General features: G+C 73.0%; 13 protein-coding genes. 3 read left to right on the forward strand and 10 right to left on the reverse strand.

All coding sequences use genetic code 11. The features are described from left to right. Window positions 1-5: 5 nt before the first annotated feature. The 4 genes from dapA to F1721_RS24745 all read right to left on the reverse strand — a co-directional run bounded on the left by dapA (window position 6) and on the right by F1721_RS24745 (window position 4,977). Complete coding sequence (gene dapA, locus F1721_RS24730; protein ID WP_150069171.1) at window positions 6-848, reverse strand: 4-hydroxy-tetrahydrodipicolinate synthase; 843 nt, start codon at window positions 846-848, stop codon at window positions 6-8. Window positions 849-879: 31 nt separating this feature from the next. Then, complete coding sequence (locus F1721_RS24735) at window positions 880-1,566, reverse strand: DUF3159 domain-containing protein (RefSeq protein ID WP_246155283.1); 687 nt, start codon at window positions 1,564-1,566, stop codon at window positions 880-882. A 602-nt stretch (window positions 1,567-2,168) separates the two neighbouring features. Continuing rightward, window positions 2,169-2,903: an ESX secretion-associated protein EspG gene (locus F1721_RS24740; protein ID WP_150069172.1), complete on the reverse strand. Its 735-nt coding sequence runs from the start codon at window positions 2,901-2,903 to the stop codon at window positions 2,169-2,171. Between the two features lie 172 nt (window positions 2,904-3,075). After that, window positions 3,076-4,977 (reverse strand): hypothetical protein, encoded by a 1,902-nt coding sequence (locus F1721_RS24745; protein WP_150069173.1) that lies wholly within the window; start codon window positions 4,975-4,977, stop codon window positions 3,076-3,078. Window positions 4,978-5,605: 628 nt separating this feature from the next. Between F1721_RS24745 and F1721_RS24750 the strand changes: the two genes are divergently transcribed. Beyond that, a complete protein-coding gene (locus F1721_RS24750) occupies window positions 5,606-6,400 on the forward strand; it encodes an SGNH/GDSL hydrolase family protein (protein ID WP_150069174.1) in 795 nt (264 codons plus the stop codon). A gap of 341 nt (window positions 6,401-6,741) precedes the next feature. Here the strand turns inward: F1721_RS24750 and F1721_RS24755 are convergent, their stop codons facing one another. Continuing rightward, window positions 6,742-9,564 carry an AfsR/SARP family transcriptional regulator gene (locus F1721_RS24755; RefSeq protein ID WP_246155284.1) on the reverse strand — a complete coding sequence of 941 codons (2,823 nt, stop codon included), beginning with the start codon at window positions 9,562-9,564 and terminating at the stop codon, window positions 6,742-6,744. A 304-nt stretch (window positions 9,565-9,868) separates the two neighbouring features. On the opposite strand from F1721_RS24755, the gene F1721_RS24760 reads away from it, so the two are divergent. Then, window positions 9,869-10,903, forward strand: a complete 1,035-nt coding sequence (locus tag F1721_RS24760) for an ADP-ribosylglycohydrolase family protein (protein ID WP_211840609.1) — start codon at window positions 9,869-9,871, stop codon at window positions 10,901-10,903. 3 nt (window positions 10,904-10,906) lie between these two features. Here F1721_RS24760 and F1721_RS24765 read toward each other — a convergent pair whose 3' ends face one another. The 5 genes from F1721_RS24765 to F1721_RS24785 all read right to left on the reverse strand — a co-directional run bounded on the left by F1721_RS24765 (window position 10,907) and on the right by F1721_RS24785 (window position 15,448). After that, window positions 10,907-11,407, reverse strand: a complete 501-nt coding sequence (locus tag F1721_RS24765; protein ID WP_170301593.1) for an ion channel — start codon at window positions 11,405-11,407, stop codon at window positions 10,907-10,909. Between the two features lie 72 nt (window positions 11,408-11,479). Next, the gene (locus F1721_RS24770) at window positions 11,480-12,340 is read right to left on the reverse strand and encodes a metal ABC transporter permease (RefSeq protein ID WP_211840622.1); all 861 of its coding nucleotides are present in this window, start codon (window positions 12,338-12,340) and stop codon (window positions 11,480-11,482) included. 17 nt (window positions 12,341-12,357) lie between these two features. Beyond that, window positions 12,358-13,200 carry a metal ABC transporter ATP-binding protein gene (locus tag F1721_RS24775; RefSeq protein ID WP_150069177.1) on the reverse strand — a complete coding sequence of 281 codons (843 nt, stop codon included), beginning with the start codon at window positions 13,198-13,200 and terminating at the stop codon, window positions 12,358-12,360. Between the two features lie 3 nt (window positions 13,201-13,203). Further along, window positions 13,204-14,166, reverse strand: a complete 963-nt coding sequence (locus F1721_RS24780; protein ID WP_150069178.1) for a metal ABC transporter solute-binding protein, Zn/Mn family — start codon at window positions 14,164-14,166, stop codon at window positions 13,204-13,206. A gap of 187 nt (window positions 14,167-14,353) precedes the next feature. Further along, a complete protein-coding gene (locus tag F1721_RS24785; RefSeq protein WP_150069179.1) occupies window positions 14,354-15,448 on the reverse strand; it encodes an ABC transporter ATP-binding protein in 1,095 nt (364 codons plus the stop codon). A gap of 186 nt (window positions 15,449-15,634) precedes the next feature. Between F1721_RS24785 and F1721_RS24790 the strand changes: the two genes are divergently transcribed. Further along, on the forward strand, window positions 15,635-16,735 hold the full coding sequence (locus F1721_RS24790) for a LacI family DNA-binding transcriptional regulator (RefSeq protein ID WP_150069180.1): 1,101 nt from the start codon (window positions 15,635-15,637) through the stop codon (window positions 16,733-16,735). Window positions 16,736-16,769 lie beyond the last annotated feature (34 nt).

Consider the following 16,769-nt stretch of genomic DNA (forward strand, 5'->3'; position numbering starts at 1 on the left):
GGCGATCAGCGGAGGCCGACCTCGGCGAGGGCCTTGCGGATGACCTCCAGCTCCGACTCGTCGGCCTCGACCAGGGGCAGGCGCACCCCGCCCACCCGGTGGCCGACCAGGTTCAGCGCCGCCTTGATCGGGATCGGGTTCGTGGTCACCGACAGGGCCGCGTACAGCGGCTTGAGCGCGGCGTCGATCTCCGCGCGGTTCTCCGGCTCGTCGACCATCCGGCGCATCTGCTCGCCGACCAGGTGGCTGGCCACCAGGATGCCGCCGCACGCACCGAGGTCGAGCGCCTGCGCGAAGCCGTCGTCGTTGCCCGCGTACAGCCCGAGGCCGTCGATCTGGGCGAGCGCGGCGTTGTCCGCCTGCTTGACGTAGTCGAGGTGCTCGACCTGGCCGAGCTCGGCGAGCAGGTCGTTGTCCAGCGCCAGCCCGATCCGCGACGGCACGTTGTAGAGCACCACCGGCTTCTCGGTGGCCTTCGCGATCTCGGTGAAGTGGCGGACGAGGCCCCGCCGGTTCGGGCGGTTGTAGTACGGGGTCACCGAGAGCACCGCGTCGGCGCCGAACTCGACCGCCCGAGCGCTCATCGCGCAGGCGTGCGCGGTGTCGTTCGAGCCGGTCGAGGCGATCACCGAGACCCCCGCCGGGCGCTCCGCGCAGGCGAGCTCGATCAGCCGCAGGTGCTCGTCAGCGGTGAGCGTGGGCGCCTCGCCGGTCGTCCCGCAGACCACGATCCCGTCCGACCCGTGGTCGACGAGATGGCGGAACAGGGCGAGGAAAGCTGCTTCGTCGACGCGCTGCTGCTCGTCGAACGGGGTGACGATCGCGGTGATCACACTGCCGAGAGACATGAGCGCATTCTGCGCGCGCCGCCCCCGGCTGTCACTCCGGGGTGCCCTGCTCCACCGCGACGCGCGGATGCCGCAGGCCCGGGTGCTGCGCGGGCAGCGATCGGCGCACCACCCACCAGCTGCCCGCCACGCACACCGCCACCAGCGGCCAGGTCAGGACCACCTGCGAGACCGTCAGCGGGCCGGTGGCGTCGAGCAGCCAGAGCGGGATGAACACCGCCAGCCGCACCACGTACTGGCCGACCCACACCCAGCTCGCCCGGCTGTACGCGCGCAGCAGGTCCGGGTCCTGGCGCCACCGCCGCGCCTGCCCGAGCGCCGCGCCGACCACGACGCCCAGCAGCGGCCACCGGATCGCGATGCTGGTCATCCAGGCGAGCGCGCTGAGCGCGTTGGTCACCAGCCGCGGCAGGAAGAAGTCCACCGCGTCGCCGGTGTACAGGGCGATGAGCGCGCCGAGCGCGACGGCCAGCAGGCTGATCAGCACCGCCAGCGGGCGCGCCCGCTGCGACAGCCGCCACCCCGCGAGCACCGCTCCGACGACCACGGCCACGAATCCCCCGACGGCGATCGACTCGCCGCTGAGGTACCACCCGAGGCCGAAGGCGACGGGCGGCAGCATCGCGTCGATCGCGCTGCCCCATCCGCCGAGCAAGCGCATGAACGAATCGCGGTCGTCCGGGTGCTCGACGATCTCCGCCTGCCGGTCCTGCGTCACGTCCCCCAGCCTGCCCTAAGGGTTGCCTTCCTCGCACCCAGCCGTGGCGCGAACCTCCCGAACTCACCGCCCCAACCCGTCCTGCGCAGCGACGACGGTCCCGGTGGACGCGATTTCAATGGAACTCGGACCTCCGATTTCCATTGAAATCGCGGACAGTCCCACAACCCCGGACGACCTGTCCACACCCTCCGGCGCGTCAGGCACCCGACACACCGGGGGACCGCAGTTTCAATTGAAACTGCGGAACGACGTGGGTGGGGATCGCAGTTTCCATTGAACCTTTTCATCCTGCCCGTGGACCGCAGCCGCGAAGGGCGAACTGCACCGATCGGCGAGGGGCGCATGTGCCGCAGGCGCATAACCCACCCTCGCAACCGGCACCGCCGCGGGTTCACGGTGCCCACCCCTCCGGGGTTCCTTCCGGCGAGGACGGCCCTGACGCCGTGTATCGGCTCATACATCGGTCAGGGACCCCACAGCCAGGCGGGCGCTGAGGTTCCACCACTTGCACCGCCACGCAGAACGAGGCTGGAAAACCTCAGTGAAACTGCGGCGCGGAGGCCGGGAGTCGGACGTCCCGGGGCAATCCCCCGCAGTGGTCAGATGCGGCTCTGGCGGGTGCGGTCGAGGAGGGCGGCCAGCTGGCCCGCGATCGCTCGCTTGTCCGCCGGACGGCAGGTGACCACGTCCTGGCCCTCGGCCCGCTCGCCCTGCAGGGCGTAGCGGCCCTGGTCGTTGTCGAACCAGATCAGGTTCGGCAGCCGGGGGCCGCTGCGGCGGTCGCCGCTGACCACGAAGTGGCCGAGCCGGAACTTCTGGCGCGAGGTGATCGCGCGCAGCTCCGGCAGCCCCTCGATGTCCGCGTCCGCCGGGTGCCCGTTGCTGCGGTCGGCCACCGCGCGCACCGCGTCGCCCGCCCCCGGCGGGGCGTCGGGCAGCAGGTCGGCGCACGCCCGCGGCAGGGCGTCCGGGGCCAGGAAGCTCATCCGCAGGCCGCGGCCGTCGAGCACGCCGACCACGCCGACCTCGCCGGTCGCCACCACCCGCGCCGCCAGCCGGTGCCCGGCGCGCACGTCGAGCAGCCCGGCCGCCGCGATCGACACCTCGGAGCTGCACAGCAGGTAGAGCGCGTCCTCGACCTCCGGCTCCGGGCGGCCGTTGCGGGCCAGCCCGGTGGACTCCAGCTCCTGCCAGACCTGCTGCACCAGCCGGTTGCGGTCCTCCCCCAGCTCACCGAGCCGGGGCAGCTCGAACGGGTACTGCCGCACGGTGAGGTTCAGCTGCTCGCCGAGCAGGTCGACCGCGGGAACGGACAGGTTGATCGTCTCGACCATCGCACGCTCATTTCGGGTCCGGGTGCACCGGCCGGTGCTGGACGGTTGATTCCTTCAGCCGCGATGCGGCGGGGTCCCGGGAGCTCCCCGGCGCGGGCACCCCCTCCCGGGGCGCCCGCCGACCGGGAACCGCCGAGGTCCCGCCACCCGCACCGAGCACGGAACCGATCATCTAGAAGTCCCGGTAGCTCGACGACGACTCGCCGAGCACCGGCGGCGCCACCAGGCGGCCCTCGCCGTCGTCCTCGTCGAAGAGGTCGTCGGCCTCGATCAGGAACTGCGGCACGACGTTGCGCCCGTCCTCACCGGCCTTGTAACCGGAACCGACCTGCAGGTCGTCGTCGGTCCGGCGCTCCTCCTTGAAGTCGTCGGCCGACCACGTGGTCTTCCGGCCGTAACCGGCGCGCGCGGACGAACCCGCCAGCGCGCCCGTCGACCCCATCGGCCCGAACCCGCCGTCGGCGCGCTGCGTGAACTTCGGCGCCCGTGCGGGCACCGGACGCGGCGGCTCCTGCCGAGGAGGCTCCTGCCGAGCCCCCTCCGGCGCCGGAGGCGGAGGGGTCGCGACCGGCGGACGCGGCGGCGGGCCGCCGAGGGCGGGAGCGCCCGCGGGCGGCGACGGCGGACCCTGCGGAGCAGGGCCGTGCGGCGGTTCCGCCGGAGGCGGACCCGCGAAGCGGGGACCGGCCGACGGCGGAGCCTCCGGCGGCAGCGGACGGCCCGGAGGGCCGTCGTGCGGAGCCTCCGGCGGCGGAGCCGCTTCGGGCCGCGGCGGAGCCGCGGGGAGCGGGCCGCTCGGCGGCCCGGCGTCGTGGCGGGGCGGCCCGTCGGGCGCGCCCTGCGGCGGAGCGTCCAGCGGAGCCTCGCGCCGCGGCGGCGGGGCGGGCTGGGCGTGCGGGTCGGCCTCGTGCCGAGGCGGCGGACCGTCCGGCCCGACCTGGGCGAAGCCACCGCTCGGCGGCCCCACCGGCGCAGGACCGTCCGGCAACGGCTCGATCGGACCAGAGGACGGACCATCCGCCCCGAAAGCACCGCTCGGCGGACCGTCGGGGCGCGGCGGCGGACCATCCGGCCCCACCTGGGCAAAAGCGCCGCTCGGCGGACCATCCGGGCGCGGCGGCAGACCGTCCGCCCCAAAGGCACCACTCGGCGGACCGTCGGGCCCCACCTGCGCAAAAGCGCCACTCGGCGGACCATCCGGGCGCGGCGGCGGGCCATCCGGCCCCACCTGGGCAAAGGCACCGCTGGGCGGACCCACCGGCGGCGGGCCGTCCGGGCGCGGCGGCGGACCATCCGGCCCCACCTGGGCAAAAGCGCCGCTCGGCGGCCCCATCGGCGGGCCGTCCGGGCGCGGCGGTGGGCCGTCCGGCGTGAAGGCGCCGCTGGGCGGGCCGTCGTGGGCCATCGGTCCGGCGGCCTGCGGCGGTTCGTCGGGCTGCGGGACGTCGGGGCGGGGCACCAGCCCGTCCGGTCCGACCTGCGGCAGCGGTTCGATCGGGCCCTCGCGGCGCGGTGGCGGGCCGTCGATCAGCCCGGACTCGAAGCGCGGGGCGTCCGGCCGGGGCGGCGCGGCGAACGGTCCGCTCGGCGGCCCCTCGCGGCGCGGCGGGCCGGGCTCGGCGCCGGGGCCGTCCGGGCGCGGCGGCGGGCCGTCGAACGGGGCGAAGGCACCGCTCGGCGGGCCGAGCGGGGGTTCGGGGGGCAGCGAGCCCGCGAGCTGGCCTTCCGCGGCCAGGGAGCCGCTCATGCCGCCGGGACGCGGGGCCGGTTCGGCCAGGTCGCCGTCCAGGGAGCCGGAGAACTCCGGTTCCGGCGCGCCGCCGAGGTCGCCGGACAGCGCGGACACCCCGGCCGCCGGGGGCTTCGGCCGGTCCGGGGCCGGGCGGGCCGCCTGCAGCTGCCTGCGCTGGTCGTGCTCGAAGCGCTCCGGCAGCTGTTCGGCCCGCTGCCAGAACGCGAACGGGTGCGGTTCGCCGGTCAGGGCCGCGAACTCGGCGCGCAGGTCGAAGCGCATCGGGCGCGGTGCGGGCCGGGCTCCGCCGGGCGGTGGTGCCTCGCCGAGCGAGCCGCGCATCGGTGGTTCCGAGCGGCGCCTGCCGGGGCCGGCCTGTTGCGCGTCGAAGCCCGCTGGCCCCGGCGCGGGCGCCGGATTCTGCGGTGACGTCACGATTCCCCCAGGTGCTTGGGACGGTCGAAGCGCCGCGGATCACTCCGGATCGCGGGCGCACTGGAACCGACGCGGTGCAGCATTCCGTCGTTCCCCGCTCAACCGACCGCGATGCGGCGCGCAGGCTGGCGGCGGTGCGCATCCCCGAGTGCACACCGGGCTGTCACCTGCGTAGATGCCGACATCGCGGGCCCCCTCGTTGCTTCTGTTACCGCCGAAGGACAGTAGCAGCTGACGTTCACCCGTACTGGTGTTTCCGGGAACAGCCACCCGGTTGCTGCCGCGAACAGCCAAAAGCCCCGCGCGACAAGGGAAATGCCCCACCCGTGCACCGGCGCGAACACCACCGGCGGGACCGCCGCCGCGAACTCCCGGGTTGCGGGAAATCGAACCGCGCAAATCGCCCAGAAAAACTAGACTAGTCAGTGCCGTTAATCACGAACGCGGAACCGACGGTGGCGTAGGTAGGGATTCGAGCGCCAATGTTGTTCTCGGACCGCGTCGGAGCGGGGGGATTGACCAGGAAGGAATTGGCATGGCACCGCAGCGCAGCGCCGACCCGGCGCGCTGGGACAGCTTCGTCGCACTGGGGGACAGCTTCACCGAAGGTCTGGCGGACGCGGGGCCCGACGGCGCGTTCCGGGGCTGGGCGGACCGGTTGGCCGAACACCTCGCCGCGCACGACCCCGACCTGCGCTACGCCAACCTGGCCGTGCGCGGCAAGCTCGTCCGCCAGATCGTCGACGACCAGGTGCCGAAGGCGATCGCGCTGCGCCCCGCGCTGGTCTCGTTCACCGCGGGCGGCAACAACATCATCCGCCCCGGCAGCGACCCGGACGAGGTGGCGCAGATCTTCGAGGGCGCCGTCGCCCAGCTGCGCGCCGCGGGCATCGACGTGCTGATCGGCACCGGCTTCGACACCGCCGAGACGCCCGTCCTGCGCCACGTCCGCGGCAAGGTCGGCACCTACAACTCGCACCTGCGCGCCATCGCCGACCGGCACGGCTGCTACGTGCTGGACCTGTGGTCGATGCACGTGCTGCGGGACTCGCGGGCCTGGAGCGCCGACCGGCTGCACCTGTCGGCCGAGGGGCACCGCCGCGTCGCGCTGCGCGCTTGCGAGGCTTTGGGCGTGGCGACGGACGAGGACTGGCGCGAACCGTGGCCCGCCGCGCCGGAAGCGTCGTGGCGGGACCAGCGCGCCGAGGACATCCGGTGGGCGCGGGAGTACCTGGCGCCGTGGATCGGGCGCCGGTTGCGCGGGGTGTCCAGCGGGGACGGCCGCGAGCCGAAGCGCCCGCAGCTGGAGAAGCTGATCGCCGCGAAGTGACCTGCGGAAAGGACGAAGTGCGGACCTCCGGCCAGCTCACCCCGTCAGGCCGGAAGCCCGCACTCACCCCCATCGTCCATCCGGGAGGCGTCCCGAATGCTTTCGCCCCCCTAGCGGCCGCCCCGATCGACCCCGCGGGAACGACCGGGGCGGCCGGGCGACAATCCCCCCTTGGACTCCCCCCAGAGCCGCCCTTAGTGCGAATCTTGCACGGCTTGATCCGCACTGAGCACAAATTCCCAGCGGGGGCTACACAGCCGCTAAATGCCCGCTAAACGCTGCTCCGACCTGGGCGCGATCTCCCGCCAAGACTAGGCGGGAGATCGCGAAAGGTCGACCGGTCAAGCGGGCTTGGCCAGACCTTCCAGCCGCTCCCGGGCCTCGGACGCCCGCGGCGAGCCCTCCGCCTCGAAGATCGCCAGCGCGGTCTCCCACCTGGTCCGGGTCACCGCCAGGTCGCCGCGGCAGCGGGCCGCATCGCCCAGCCCCAGGTGGGCCGAGGCCTGCCGCATCGCCGAACCGCACTTCAGCGCGACGTCCAGGGCCTCGTGGTGGTAGCGCTCGCCGTCGTCGAGCCGCCCGAGCTCGATGCAGACCTCGCCGCAGTTGTTCAGCACCATCGCCAGCGTGTCCAGGTCGTCGGCGGCCCGGTAGAGCGCTTCGGCCTCGCGCAGGTGGGCCAGCGCCTCCTCCCGCTCGCCGTTGACCTGCTCGACCATGGCGAGGTTGTTCAGCGCCCCGGCCTCGAAGTACCTGTCCCCGAGCGACCGGTAGACCCGCAGCGCGTCCTGGCAGTGCGCCTTCGCCTCGTCGTAGCGCTTCAGCCGGAACAGCACGCTGGCCATGTTGATCTGCGTCATCGCCCGCCGCGAGGCGTCGTCGTTGGCCACCGCGACCCGGTAGGACTCGTCGTAGTGCGCCAGCGCCTCGTCCAGCTGCCCGGACCGGGAGTGCGCCACGCCCAGCCCGGCCGACATCAGCACCTTGCCGGTGGGGTCGTCGATCGCGCGCGCCGAGTCGAGCCCATCGGTGTAGACGCGGATCCAGTCCTCCCACGGGCAGCGCACCATCAGGTAGTTGAACTGCAGCCGGGCCAGCTGCCAGGCCAGGTCGTGCATGCCCCGCGCGTTGGCCGCCCGGACCGCGGCGACCAGGTTCGGCCACTCGGCGTCGAACCAGTCCAGCGCCTGGGCGCGGTCGTTGATCTCGGGGTGCGGGGTGTCCCCGGCGAAGTTCAGCTCGTCGCGCGTCGGGCGGAGGAAGCGGCGCGCGTGGTCGGCGATGACCAGGTAGTGGTTCAGCAGTCGCCGCAGCGCACCGGGGTCGTCGGACTCGGCCAGCAGGTCCCGCGCGTACACCCGCAGCAGGTCGTGCATGCCGAAGCGGTCCGGCTCCGGCTCGACCACCAGGTGCGCCAGCGCCAGCGCCCGCAACCGGCGCTGCGCGCTGGCCGGATCGGTGTCGCACAGCGCCGCGACCGCGTCGGCGGTGAAGGTGTGGCCGGGCACCAGGCCGAGCAGCCGGAAGGTCTCCGCGTGCACCGGGTGCAGGCTGCGGTAGGAGATGTCGAAGGCGCGGCGCACGCTGGTGTCCGCGTCGTCGTCGATGTCCAGCGCGTGCAGCCGGTTCCGCTCGTCGGTGAGCTCGTGCACCAGGTCCGACACCCCGCGCGCCGGGTTCGCGGCCAGCCGCGCGGCGGCGATCCGCAGCGCCAGCGGCAGGCCCCCGCACAGGTCCGCCAGCTCGGCCGCGGCGACCGGCTCGGACGCCGACTTGCCTGGCACGCCCGCGCGGTCCAGCAGCTCGATCGCGGACTCGGTGGGCAGCGTCTCCAGCGGCAGCACCGTCGCCCCGCTGCGCACCACCAGCCCGTCCAGCCGCCGCCGGCTGGTCACCAGCACCATCGACTCGGCGCTGCCGGGCAGCAGCGGGCGGACCTGGTCGGAGTCGCGCGCGTTGTCCAGCAGCACCAGCACCCGGCGCTTGGCCAGCAGCGACCGGTACAGCGCGGCGCGGTCGTCCAGCTCCACCGGGATCGCGTCGGCGGCCACCCCGAGCGCCTTCAACATGCTGGTCAGCGCCTCGCCGGGGCTCAGCGGTTCGCGCTCGGAGTGGTAGCCGCGCAGCGAGGCGTACAGCTGGCCGTCGGGGAACTCCTGCTCGACGCGGTGCGCCCAGGTCAGCGCGAGGGCGCTCTTGCCGACCCCGGCGATCCCGGTGAGCACCGCGAGCAGGGTGGAGCCGCGCTCCCGCTCGGCGAGCAGCCGGTCCAGCTCGCCGAGCTCGCGGCGGCGGCCGACGAAGCCCGCCGGGGCCGGGGGCAGCTCGGCCGGGATGGGGCGCTTGATGCCGAGCGCCGGTTCCGGTCGGCGCGCGCTGCGCAGCGCCGGGTCGTCGCGGAGCACCTGCTCGTAGAGGTCCCGCAGGTCCGGGCCCGGGTCGAGGCCGAGCTCGTCGGAGAGGCGGCGGCGCAGCTCGTGGAACCGGGCCTGCGCCTCGGCCCGGTGCCCGGCTCGGTAGCTGGCGAGCATCAGCTGCCCGGTCAGCCGCTCCCGCAGCGGGTGCCGGTCGACCAGCGTGGACAGCTCCAGCAGCAGCTGGTGGTGGCGGCCCAGGTCCAGGTCGGCGTCGATGCGCTCCTCCAGCGCGAGCAGCCGCAGCTCGTCCAGGTTCGGGGCGACCATCTGGTACAGGCGGCTGCTGGAGATGTCGGAGAGCACCGGGCCGCGCCAGAGGGTCAGGGCTTCGGCCAGCACCCGCGACCGCTCGGCCGGGTCGAGGCCGTGCGCGCGGTTGATCAGGGCGCGGGCGCGGTGCGCGTCGATCCGCTCGGCGTCGACGCGCAGCAGGTAGCCGGGCGGGCGGGTGACGATCTCGGGGCCGCCGGGCTCGCCCTCGGCGAAGAGCTTGCGCAGCCGGGAGACGTAGCCCTGGATGATGGTGCGGGCGCTGGCCGGCGGGTCGTGCTCCCAGATGGTGTCGATCAGCCGGTCCATGGACACGACCTGGTTCGGCTCCAGCAGCAGGCAGGTGAGCAGGGCGCGGACCTGGCTGCTGCCCACCGGGCGCGCGACGCCGTCCACGAGCACTTCCAGCGGACCGAGCACGCGGAACTCGAAGCCCGCGACCGGTGCTCCGCTCGATCTGTCGTGCGGCGCCATCATCCCCTAATCCGATTCTCGCTCATGTTTTGTTGAGCCTTCAGACAGTCTCGACCAAGGTCCACACCGAGTCCACACCCCCGGCGAACCCCGCCGGAGGGCCGACACACCGTAACGAGCGGTCGGCGCGCACGGCCGGAATGCCGAGCCGCACTCACTCCAATGGAGGAATGAGCGGTTCGTCCCGGATGCAGCGCGCGACGACCCGCCGTAGCCGGTGAACGTCTCCCCGCCCGCGAACACGCCAAGTAAAGTCGGAACCCGTCGATCACCCGTACGAGGACACTGTGGAAGGAGAGCCCCACCCGTGCGCAAACCATCCACAGTGGTCGATCGCGCAGTCGCCTGCCTGCTCGGCGGGGCTCTGGGCGACGCCCTCGGCAGCCCGGTCGAGTACGCGCAGCTGGACGACATCCGCGCCGAGTTCGGCCAGGCAGGAGTGTCCGAACCGCCGCCGCAGGCGCTGCTCGGGGACGCCACCCAGATGGCGCTGTTCACCGGCGAGGGCTACCTGCACGCCTGGACGACCGGCAACAGCGGCGGCCCGTGGCGGCCCGTGGAGTCGACCGCAGCCGCTTACCGACGGTGGTTGATCACCCAGCAGGAGGACAAACCGCAGCCCGGCGCCACCGGGCTGCTCGCCGAGCCCGAGCTGTACGCGAGCCGGGCCCCCGGCCTGACCAGCCTCCGCGCGCTCCAGGAGCCCGAGCTCGGCACCCCGGACCGGCCGCGCAACAGCTCGAAGGGCTGCGGCGGCGTCGACCGCAGCGCGCCGCTCGGCCTGGCCCCGACCGCCGAGATGGCCTACCAGCTGGCCTGCCAGTGCGCCGCGCTCACCCACGGCGGCGTCGGCGGCTGGGCGTCGGCCGGAGCGCTGGCGCTGATCGTGCACCTGGTCGCGGTCCAGGAGCGCAAGCTGCCCGCCGCCGTGGACCAGGCCGCCGGGCGCGTGCTGCGCGAGGACGCCGAGACCGCGAACGCGCTGGCGGAGGCCGCCACGCTGGCCCGGCTCGGTGCCAGCGTCGGCCACATCGAGCGGCTGGGGCAGGGCTGGATCGGCCCGGAAGCGCTGGCCATCGGCGTCTACTGCGCGCTGGCCCTGCCGAAGCCGGACCAGTTCGCGGACGCGCTGCGGCTCGCGGTGAACCACTCCGGGCACAGCGACTCCACCGCAGCGGTCACCGGCAGCATCCTCGGCGCCCGCCACGGCACGGCGGTCCTCCCCCGCCACTGGCTGGCCCGCCTGGAGCTGGCGGACGTGATCGAGCGCATCGGTCACGACCTGGGCGCCTCCTGCGCGGGCGAGCCGTTCAACGAACGCCGCTACCTCGGCCTCGCCTGACGGTCAGGAAGCTTTCGGGCGGGTCGCCTTGGTGCGCAGGACTGCCACCGCCCCGCCCAGGAAGCCGATGTTGAAGGCCATGTGCACCGCCGCCACCGCGCGGGCGAACTGCGAGACCGCGTGCACGTCACCGAAGCCGACGGTGCTGGTGATCGCCAGGGAGAAGTACAGCGCGTCGGTCTTGGTGCGCAGCTCGGCGATCGCGCCCGGCTCGTGGTGCTCCGTCCCGAAGTAGACGGCGGCGAAGAACAGCACGGCCAGGTAGAGCGCGGCCACCACGCCCGCCACCGAACTCCCGCGGTGCCCGCCGCCGGACCGGAACCGCCGGATCTGGACCGTGATCAGCACCGACACGGCGGCCAACCCCGCGCCGAAGACCACGACGGAGCCGAGGGTGCCGACGAGCCCGAACGAGCCGATCGGCAGCGCGTAGTAGACGCCGGTGCACACCGCCACGGCACCCACCGTGGCGACCAGGTTGATCAGCACCGTCCGCCGAGCCACGCCCGTCAGGTTGTGCCACCAACGCCCCCACCACCACTCGACCGGCTTCTCGTGAGCGCTGACGGCCGCCGCTCACGCGGAGGCGGCGGGGGTGCGGGTGAGGCGGGACAGGCGGCGCTTGCCGATCACCCGGCAGGCCAGGTAGATCACGAACGAGATGATCGTGACGAAGGCGCTCACCGGGGCTCCCGGGGCCAGCGAGAGGACGATGCCGCCCAGGACCGCCACCTCGGCGAACACCACGGCCAGCACGGTCGCCTTCAGCGGGCTCGCGGTCACCCGGGCCGCCGCCGCGCCCGGCGTCACCATCAGGGCAAGCACCAGCAGCGCACCGACGGTCTTCACGCCGAGCGCCGTCGCCACGCCGACCAGCACCGCGAACAGCGGGGTCAGCACGCGCGCGGGCACCCCGCGCGCCGCCGCCACGTCGGGGTCGACGCTGGCGAACAGCAGCGGCCGGTAGACGAAGGCGAACACCAGCAGGACGAGCACCGCGCAGGCGGTGAGCAGCAGGACGTCGGCGGAGTCCACGCCGACGATCTGGCCGACCAGCAGGCTGAACTTGTTCGCGGTGCGCTCCGGGTTCAGCCACAGCAGGAGCACGCCGACACCCAGGCCGAACGACAGGATCGCGCCGATCACCGAGTCCCGCTCGGTGCCGCGCTGGCCCAGCAGCCCCAGCAGCAGCGCCGCGACCACGGCACCGGCCAGCGCACCGGCGCCCACGCTGACGCCGACCAGCAGCGCCGCGGCGGCACCGGTGAAGGCGAGCTCCGCCGTGCCGTGCACCGCGAAGGACATCTTGCGCGCCACCACGAGCGGCGCCAGGCACCCGGACACCAGGCCGAGCGCCGCGGCGGCCAGCAGCGCTTGCTGGACGAACGGGTAGCCGAGCAGGTCCACCGTGGTGGTGAAGTCGAAGAGCTTGCCCAGCGCCTCGGTGATCGCGTTCACGCTTCTTCCGCCCCTTGCACGTGGTGGTCGTGGTCGTCGGCGCCCGCGACCACCAGCCGACCGCCGACGCGGGCGACCTCGACGTCGGTGCGGTACAGCTCGGACAGGGTCGCCGAGTTCATCACCTCGTCCGGGGTGCCGACCCGGAACCGGCCGTCGACCAGGTAGAGCACCCGGTCGACCAGCGGCAGCACCGGGTTGATCTCGTGCGTGACGAACAGGACCGCGGCCCCGGTCTGCCGCGCCTGGTTCGCGATCAACCGGCTGACCTTGCGCTGGTGCGCGATGTCCAGCGACAGCAGCGGCTCGTCGCACAGCAGCACCGACGGGTCGCTGACCAGCGCCTGCGCCACCCGCAGCCGCTGCTGCTCACCGCCGGAGAGCAGCCCCAGCGGCATCCGCGCGTACTCGGTCGCCTCCACGGCGCGCAGCGCGGCGGCGACCCGGCGCTTGCGCTCGCGGCGGTTGCGGAACCCGACGCCCCAGTGGTGACCGTCCAACCCGAACCCGACCAGGTCGCTGCCGCGCACGGTCACGGTGGCCTCCAGCGCCCGCTGCTGCGGGATGTAGCCGATCCGGTTGCTGCCGCGGCGAGCCGGTTCCCCGGCGACCTCCACGCTGCCCGCGCTCAGCGACTGCAGTCCGAGCAGCACCTTGAGCAGGCTGGTCTTGCCGGAGCCGTTCGGCCCGAGCACGGCCAGGAACTCGCCGGGGGCGACTTCCAGGTCCAGCCCGGACCACAGGGTTCGGCTGCCGTAGGAGAGCGCGGCGTCGCGCAGCCGCACCGCGGGTGCGGTGGGCGGCGCGACGGTCGGTTCGGTCTCGGGTTTGGCGGTCATGCCTCAGCGATTCTGGTTCAGGGCGTTCTGCAACGCGGCGATCTGGGCGTCCATCCACTGCACGTAGGTCTTGCCCTCCGGGAGGACCTCGGTCATCTCCACGACCGGGATCTGGTTCTGCTCGGCGGCGGCGCGGACGTTGCGGGTGACCGGGGACTCGGTCTGCGGGTTGTAGATGACCGCGACCGCCTGCTTGCCGTTGATCGCGTTCTGGATCTCGGCGACGGCCGCCGCCGACGGGTCGGTCTCGGCCTCGACGGCGTTGACGAAGGACTGCGGCGTCACGTCCTGCAGCTTGGCGGCTTCGACCAGGTAGTGCGCGACCGGCTCGGTGACGATCACCGGCTTGCCCTGGTTCGCGGCGGCGATCTCGCCGACCTTGGTCTCCAGCGCGCCGACCTCGGTCTCGAACTGCCCGGCGGCCTGCTTGAACTGCTCGGCCTTCTCCGGCTGGAGCTTGCCGAGCTCGTCGGCGATCCGGTCGGCGACCTCGTGCACCACGTGCAGGTCGTACCAGACGTGCTCGTTCACCGAGTGGTCGTGCCCCTCGTGGCCGTGCTCGTGCCCGGCGTGCTCCTCGTGCCCGGCCTGCTCGCCCTCGTGCTCGTCCTCGACGGCGGCGACGGTCGGCTTCTGCGCGCTGCCGAGGATCTGCTCGATGAACTCGTCGTAGCCGCCGCCGTTGTAGACCACCAGGTCGGCGTCGGTGACCTTCGCGGCGTCCTGCGGGGTGCTCTCGTGGGAGTGCGGGTCCGCGTTGGGGTCGTTGAGGATCGACTCGACCTCGACGGCGTCCCCGCCGACGGCCTGCGCGACGCTGCCCCAGACGCTGGTGGACGCGACGACCTTGATCTTGTCCCCGGCTCCGGGTGCGGCCTGGTCACCGGTTCCGCAGGCGGTCAGGGCGAGAGCGGCGGCGGCCAGCCCGGCCAGGGCGGTGGACGCAGAGCGACTGCGAGAGGTCATCGAGCGCACTCCTAGGTGATCACTTGTGCGCAGCAGGCTGACGGCTTACTGCGAACGGTAACGGAAACCGTTGTCATCTACAGTCTAAGCACGTCGGATCTCAACACTCCACCGAGTGGGTTATTCCCCACGCGAACGCGAAGACGCCCCCGCCAGGACCTGCGGGGGCGTCCTCCGGAACCGGCCGTCAGGCGGCCAGGCGAGCTCCGGTCTCGGGGTGGAACAGGTGCACCTCGGTGTGGTCGCGCAGCGCCACCTTGACCTGCTGCCCCAGGGCCGGCGGGGTGCGGCCGTCGGCGCGGACCACGAAGCGCTCCTGCGAGCCGTTGATGTCGATGGCGCCGTGGATCAGCGCGTCCGCACCCAGCTCCTCGACCAGCTCCACGGTCATGGCCAGGCCGTCGTCGGCGCTGGAGACCAGCGACAACGCCTCCGGGCGCACGCCGAAGGTGACCTCCTTCAACCCGTCGGCGGCGGCCAGCACCTGGCGGTCCAGCGGGATCGTGGTGCCGTCCAGCACCGCACCCTCGCTGCTCAGCGGCACCGTCTTGAGGTTCATCGCGGGCGAGCCGATGAAGCCCGCCACGAACGCGTTCGCCGGGTTCTCGTACAGCTCGCGCGGGCTGGCGCACTGCTGCAGCACACCGTCCTTGAGCACCGCGACCCGGTGCCCCATCGTCATCGCCTCGACCTGGTCGTGGGTGACGTAGATGGTCGTGGTGCCCAACCGCTTCTGCAGCGCCGCGATGTTCGCGCGGGTCTCCACGCGCAGCTTGGCGTCGAGGTTCGACAGCGGCTCGTCCATCAGGAACACGCTGGGCTCGCGGACGATCGCGCGCCCCATCGCCACCCGCTGCCGCTGACCACCCGAGAGCGCCTTGGGCTTGCGGTCCAGGTACTTCTCCAGGTCCAGCATCCGCGCCGCCTCGGTGACCTTGTCCTTGATCACGTCCTTGGGCGTCTTGCGGAGCTTGAGCGCGAAGCCCATGTTCTCGGCCACCGTCATGTGCGGGTACAGCGCGTAGGACTGGAACACCATCGCGATGTCCCGGTTCTTCGGCGGCGTGTGGGTGACATCGGTACCGCCGATCGTGATGCCGCCCTCGTCGACGTCCTCCAGGCCGGCGAGCATCCGCAGCGCCGTCGACTTGCCCGACCCGGACGGGCCGACCAGCACCAGGAACTCCCCATCGGCGATGTCCAGTTCCAGCTGGTCAACAGCGCGAACCGGCGGATTCCCCTGGTACACCCGCGACGCGTTGACGTATGCAACCTCAGCCATGTGTGACGCACCTTTCACTGAACCGGTCCCGAAACGGTAACCGCTTCACCACCAAAGGTCATCCCCTCGAATGAACCAACTCGTTGAGTAATCACGCAGAGTCGCTCCGTGTTCGCCGCTCGAACATGAGTGGGATATGCATCATGCTCACTTCACCGTCGGGTACTGAACCGTTACGGTTCCTCCATGGCGCGGTCAACGAATGCCCGGCGGCCTGCGACGCTCGCCTCGCTCGCTGCGGAACTCGGGGTCTCCAGGACCACGGTCTCGAATGCGTACAACCGTCCTGACCAGCTCTCCCCGGAGCTGCGCAAGCGGGTTCTGGAGACGGCTCGGCGGCTCGGCTACCCCGGTCCGGACCCGGTCGCGCGGTCGCTGCGCACCCGGAAGGCGGGTGCGGTCGGGCTGCTGCTCACCGAGAACCTCTCCTACGCGTTCCGCGACCCGGGCGCCGTCGGCTTCCTCGAAGGGCTGGCGCTCGCCTGCGAGGACGCCGGGCAGGGCCTGACCCTCATCCCGGCGAGCCCGGAGCGCGAGGACGTCGCCGCGGTGCACCGCGCCGGGGTGGACGGATTCGTCGTCTACTCCGTGCCCGAGGACGACCCGCACCTGGCCGCCGTGCTGGAGCGCCCGGTGCCGGTGGTGGTCTGCGACCAGCCGCGGCTGGACAACGTGGACTGGGTCGGCCCGGACGACCGCAAGGCCATCAAGAGCGTCGCCGACCACCTGATCGGGCTCGGCCACCGCCGCATCGGCGTGCTGTGCATGCGCCTGGCGCGCGGCCGCAACGACGGCCCCGCGTCCGTGCAGCGGCAGGCGAACGCCAGCTTCCACGTGCAGAAGGCGCGGCTGACCGCGCTGGCCGAGGCGTTCAGCGAGGCCGGGGTGGACTGGACGACGGTCCCGGTGGTGGAGCGCTTCGACCACACCACGGCGTCCGGCGCGTCGGCGGCGGCGCAGCTGCTGGAGATCGACCCGGACATCACCGCGATCGTGTGCACCTCGGACATCCTGGCGCTGGGCGCGCTCAGCGAGGCCCGCAACCGCGGCCTGCGGGTGCCGGAGGACCTGACGATCACCGGTTTCGACGGCATCCCGGACGCGGAGCGGGCGGGCCTGACCACGGTGCGCCAGCCGTGGCTGGAGAAGGGCCGCGCGGCCGGTCGGCTCCTGCTGGAGACCGCCGAGCCGGGCCGCCCCCGCCACATCCAGCTGGAGACCCAGCTGATCACCGGAACCACCTCGGCCCCGCCCCGCTCCGCCGAGGAGCGCTGGTTCGGCCCGTGACGATCTGCGGGTAGTCCCTGCTCAGGCCCCGTGA

It is taken from the genome of Saccharopolyspora hirsuta (assembly GCF_008630535.1).
In the GTDB taxonomy this organism is placed as follows: Bacteria; Actinomycetota; Actinomycetes; order Mycobacteriales; family Pseudonocardiaceae; genus Saccharopolyspora; species Saccharopolyspora hirsuta.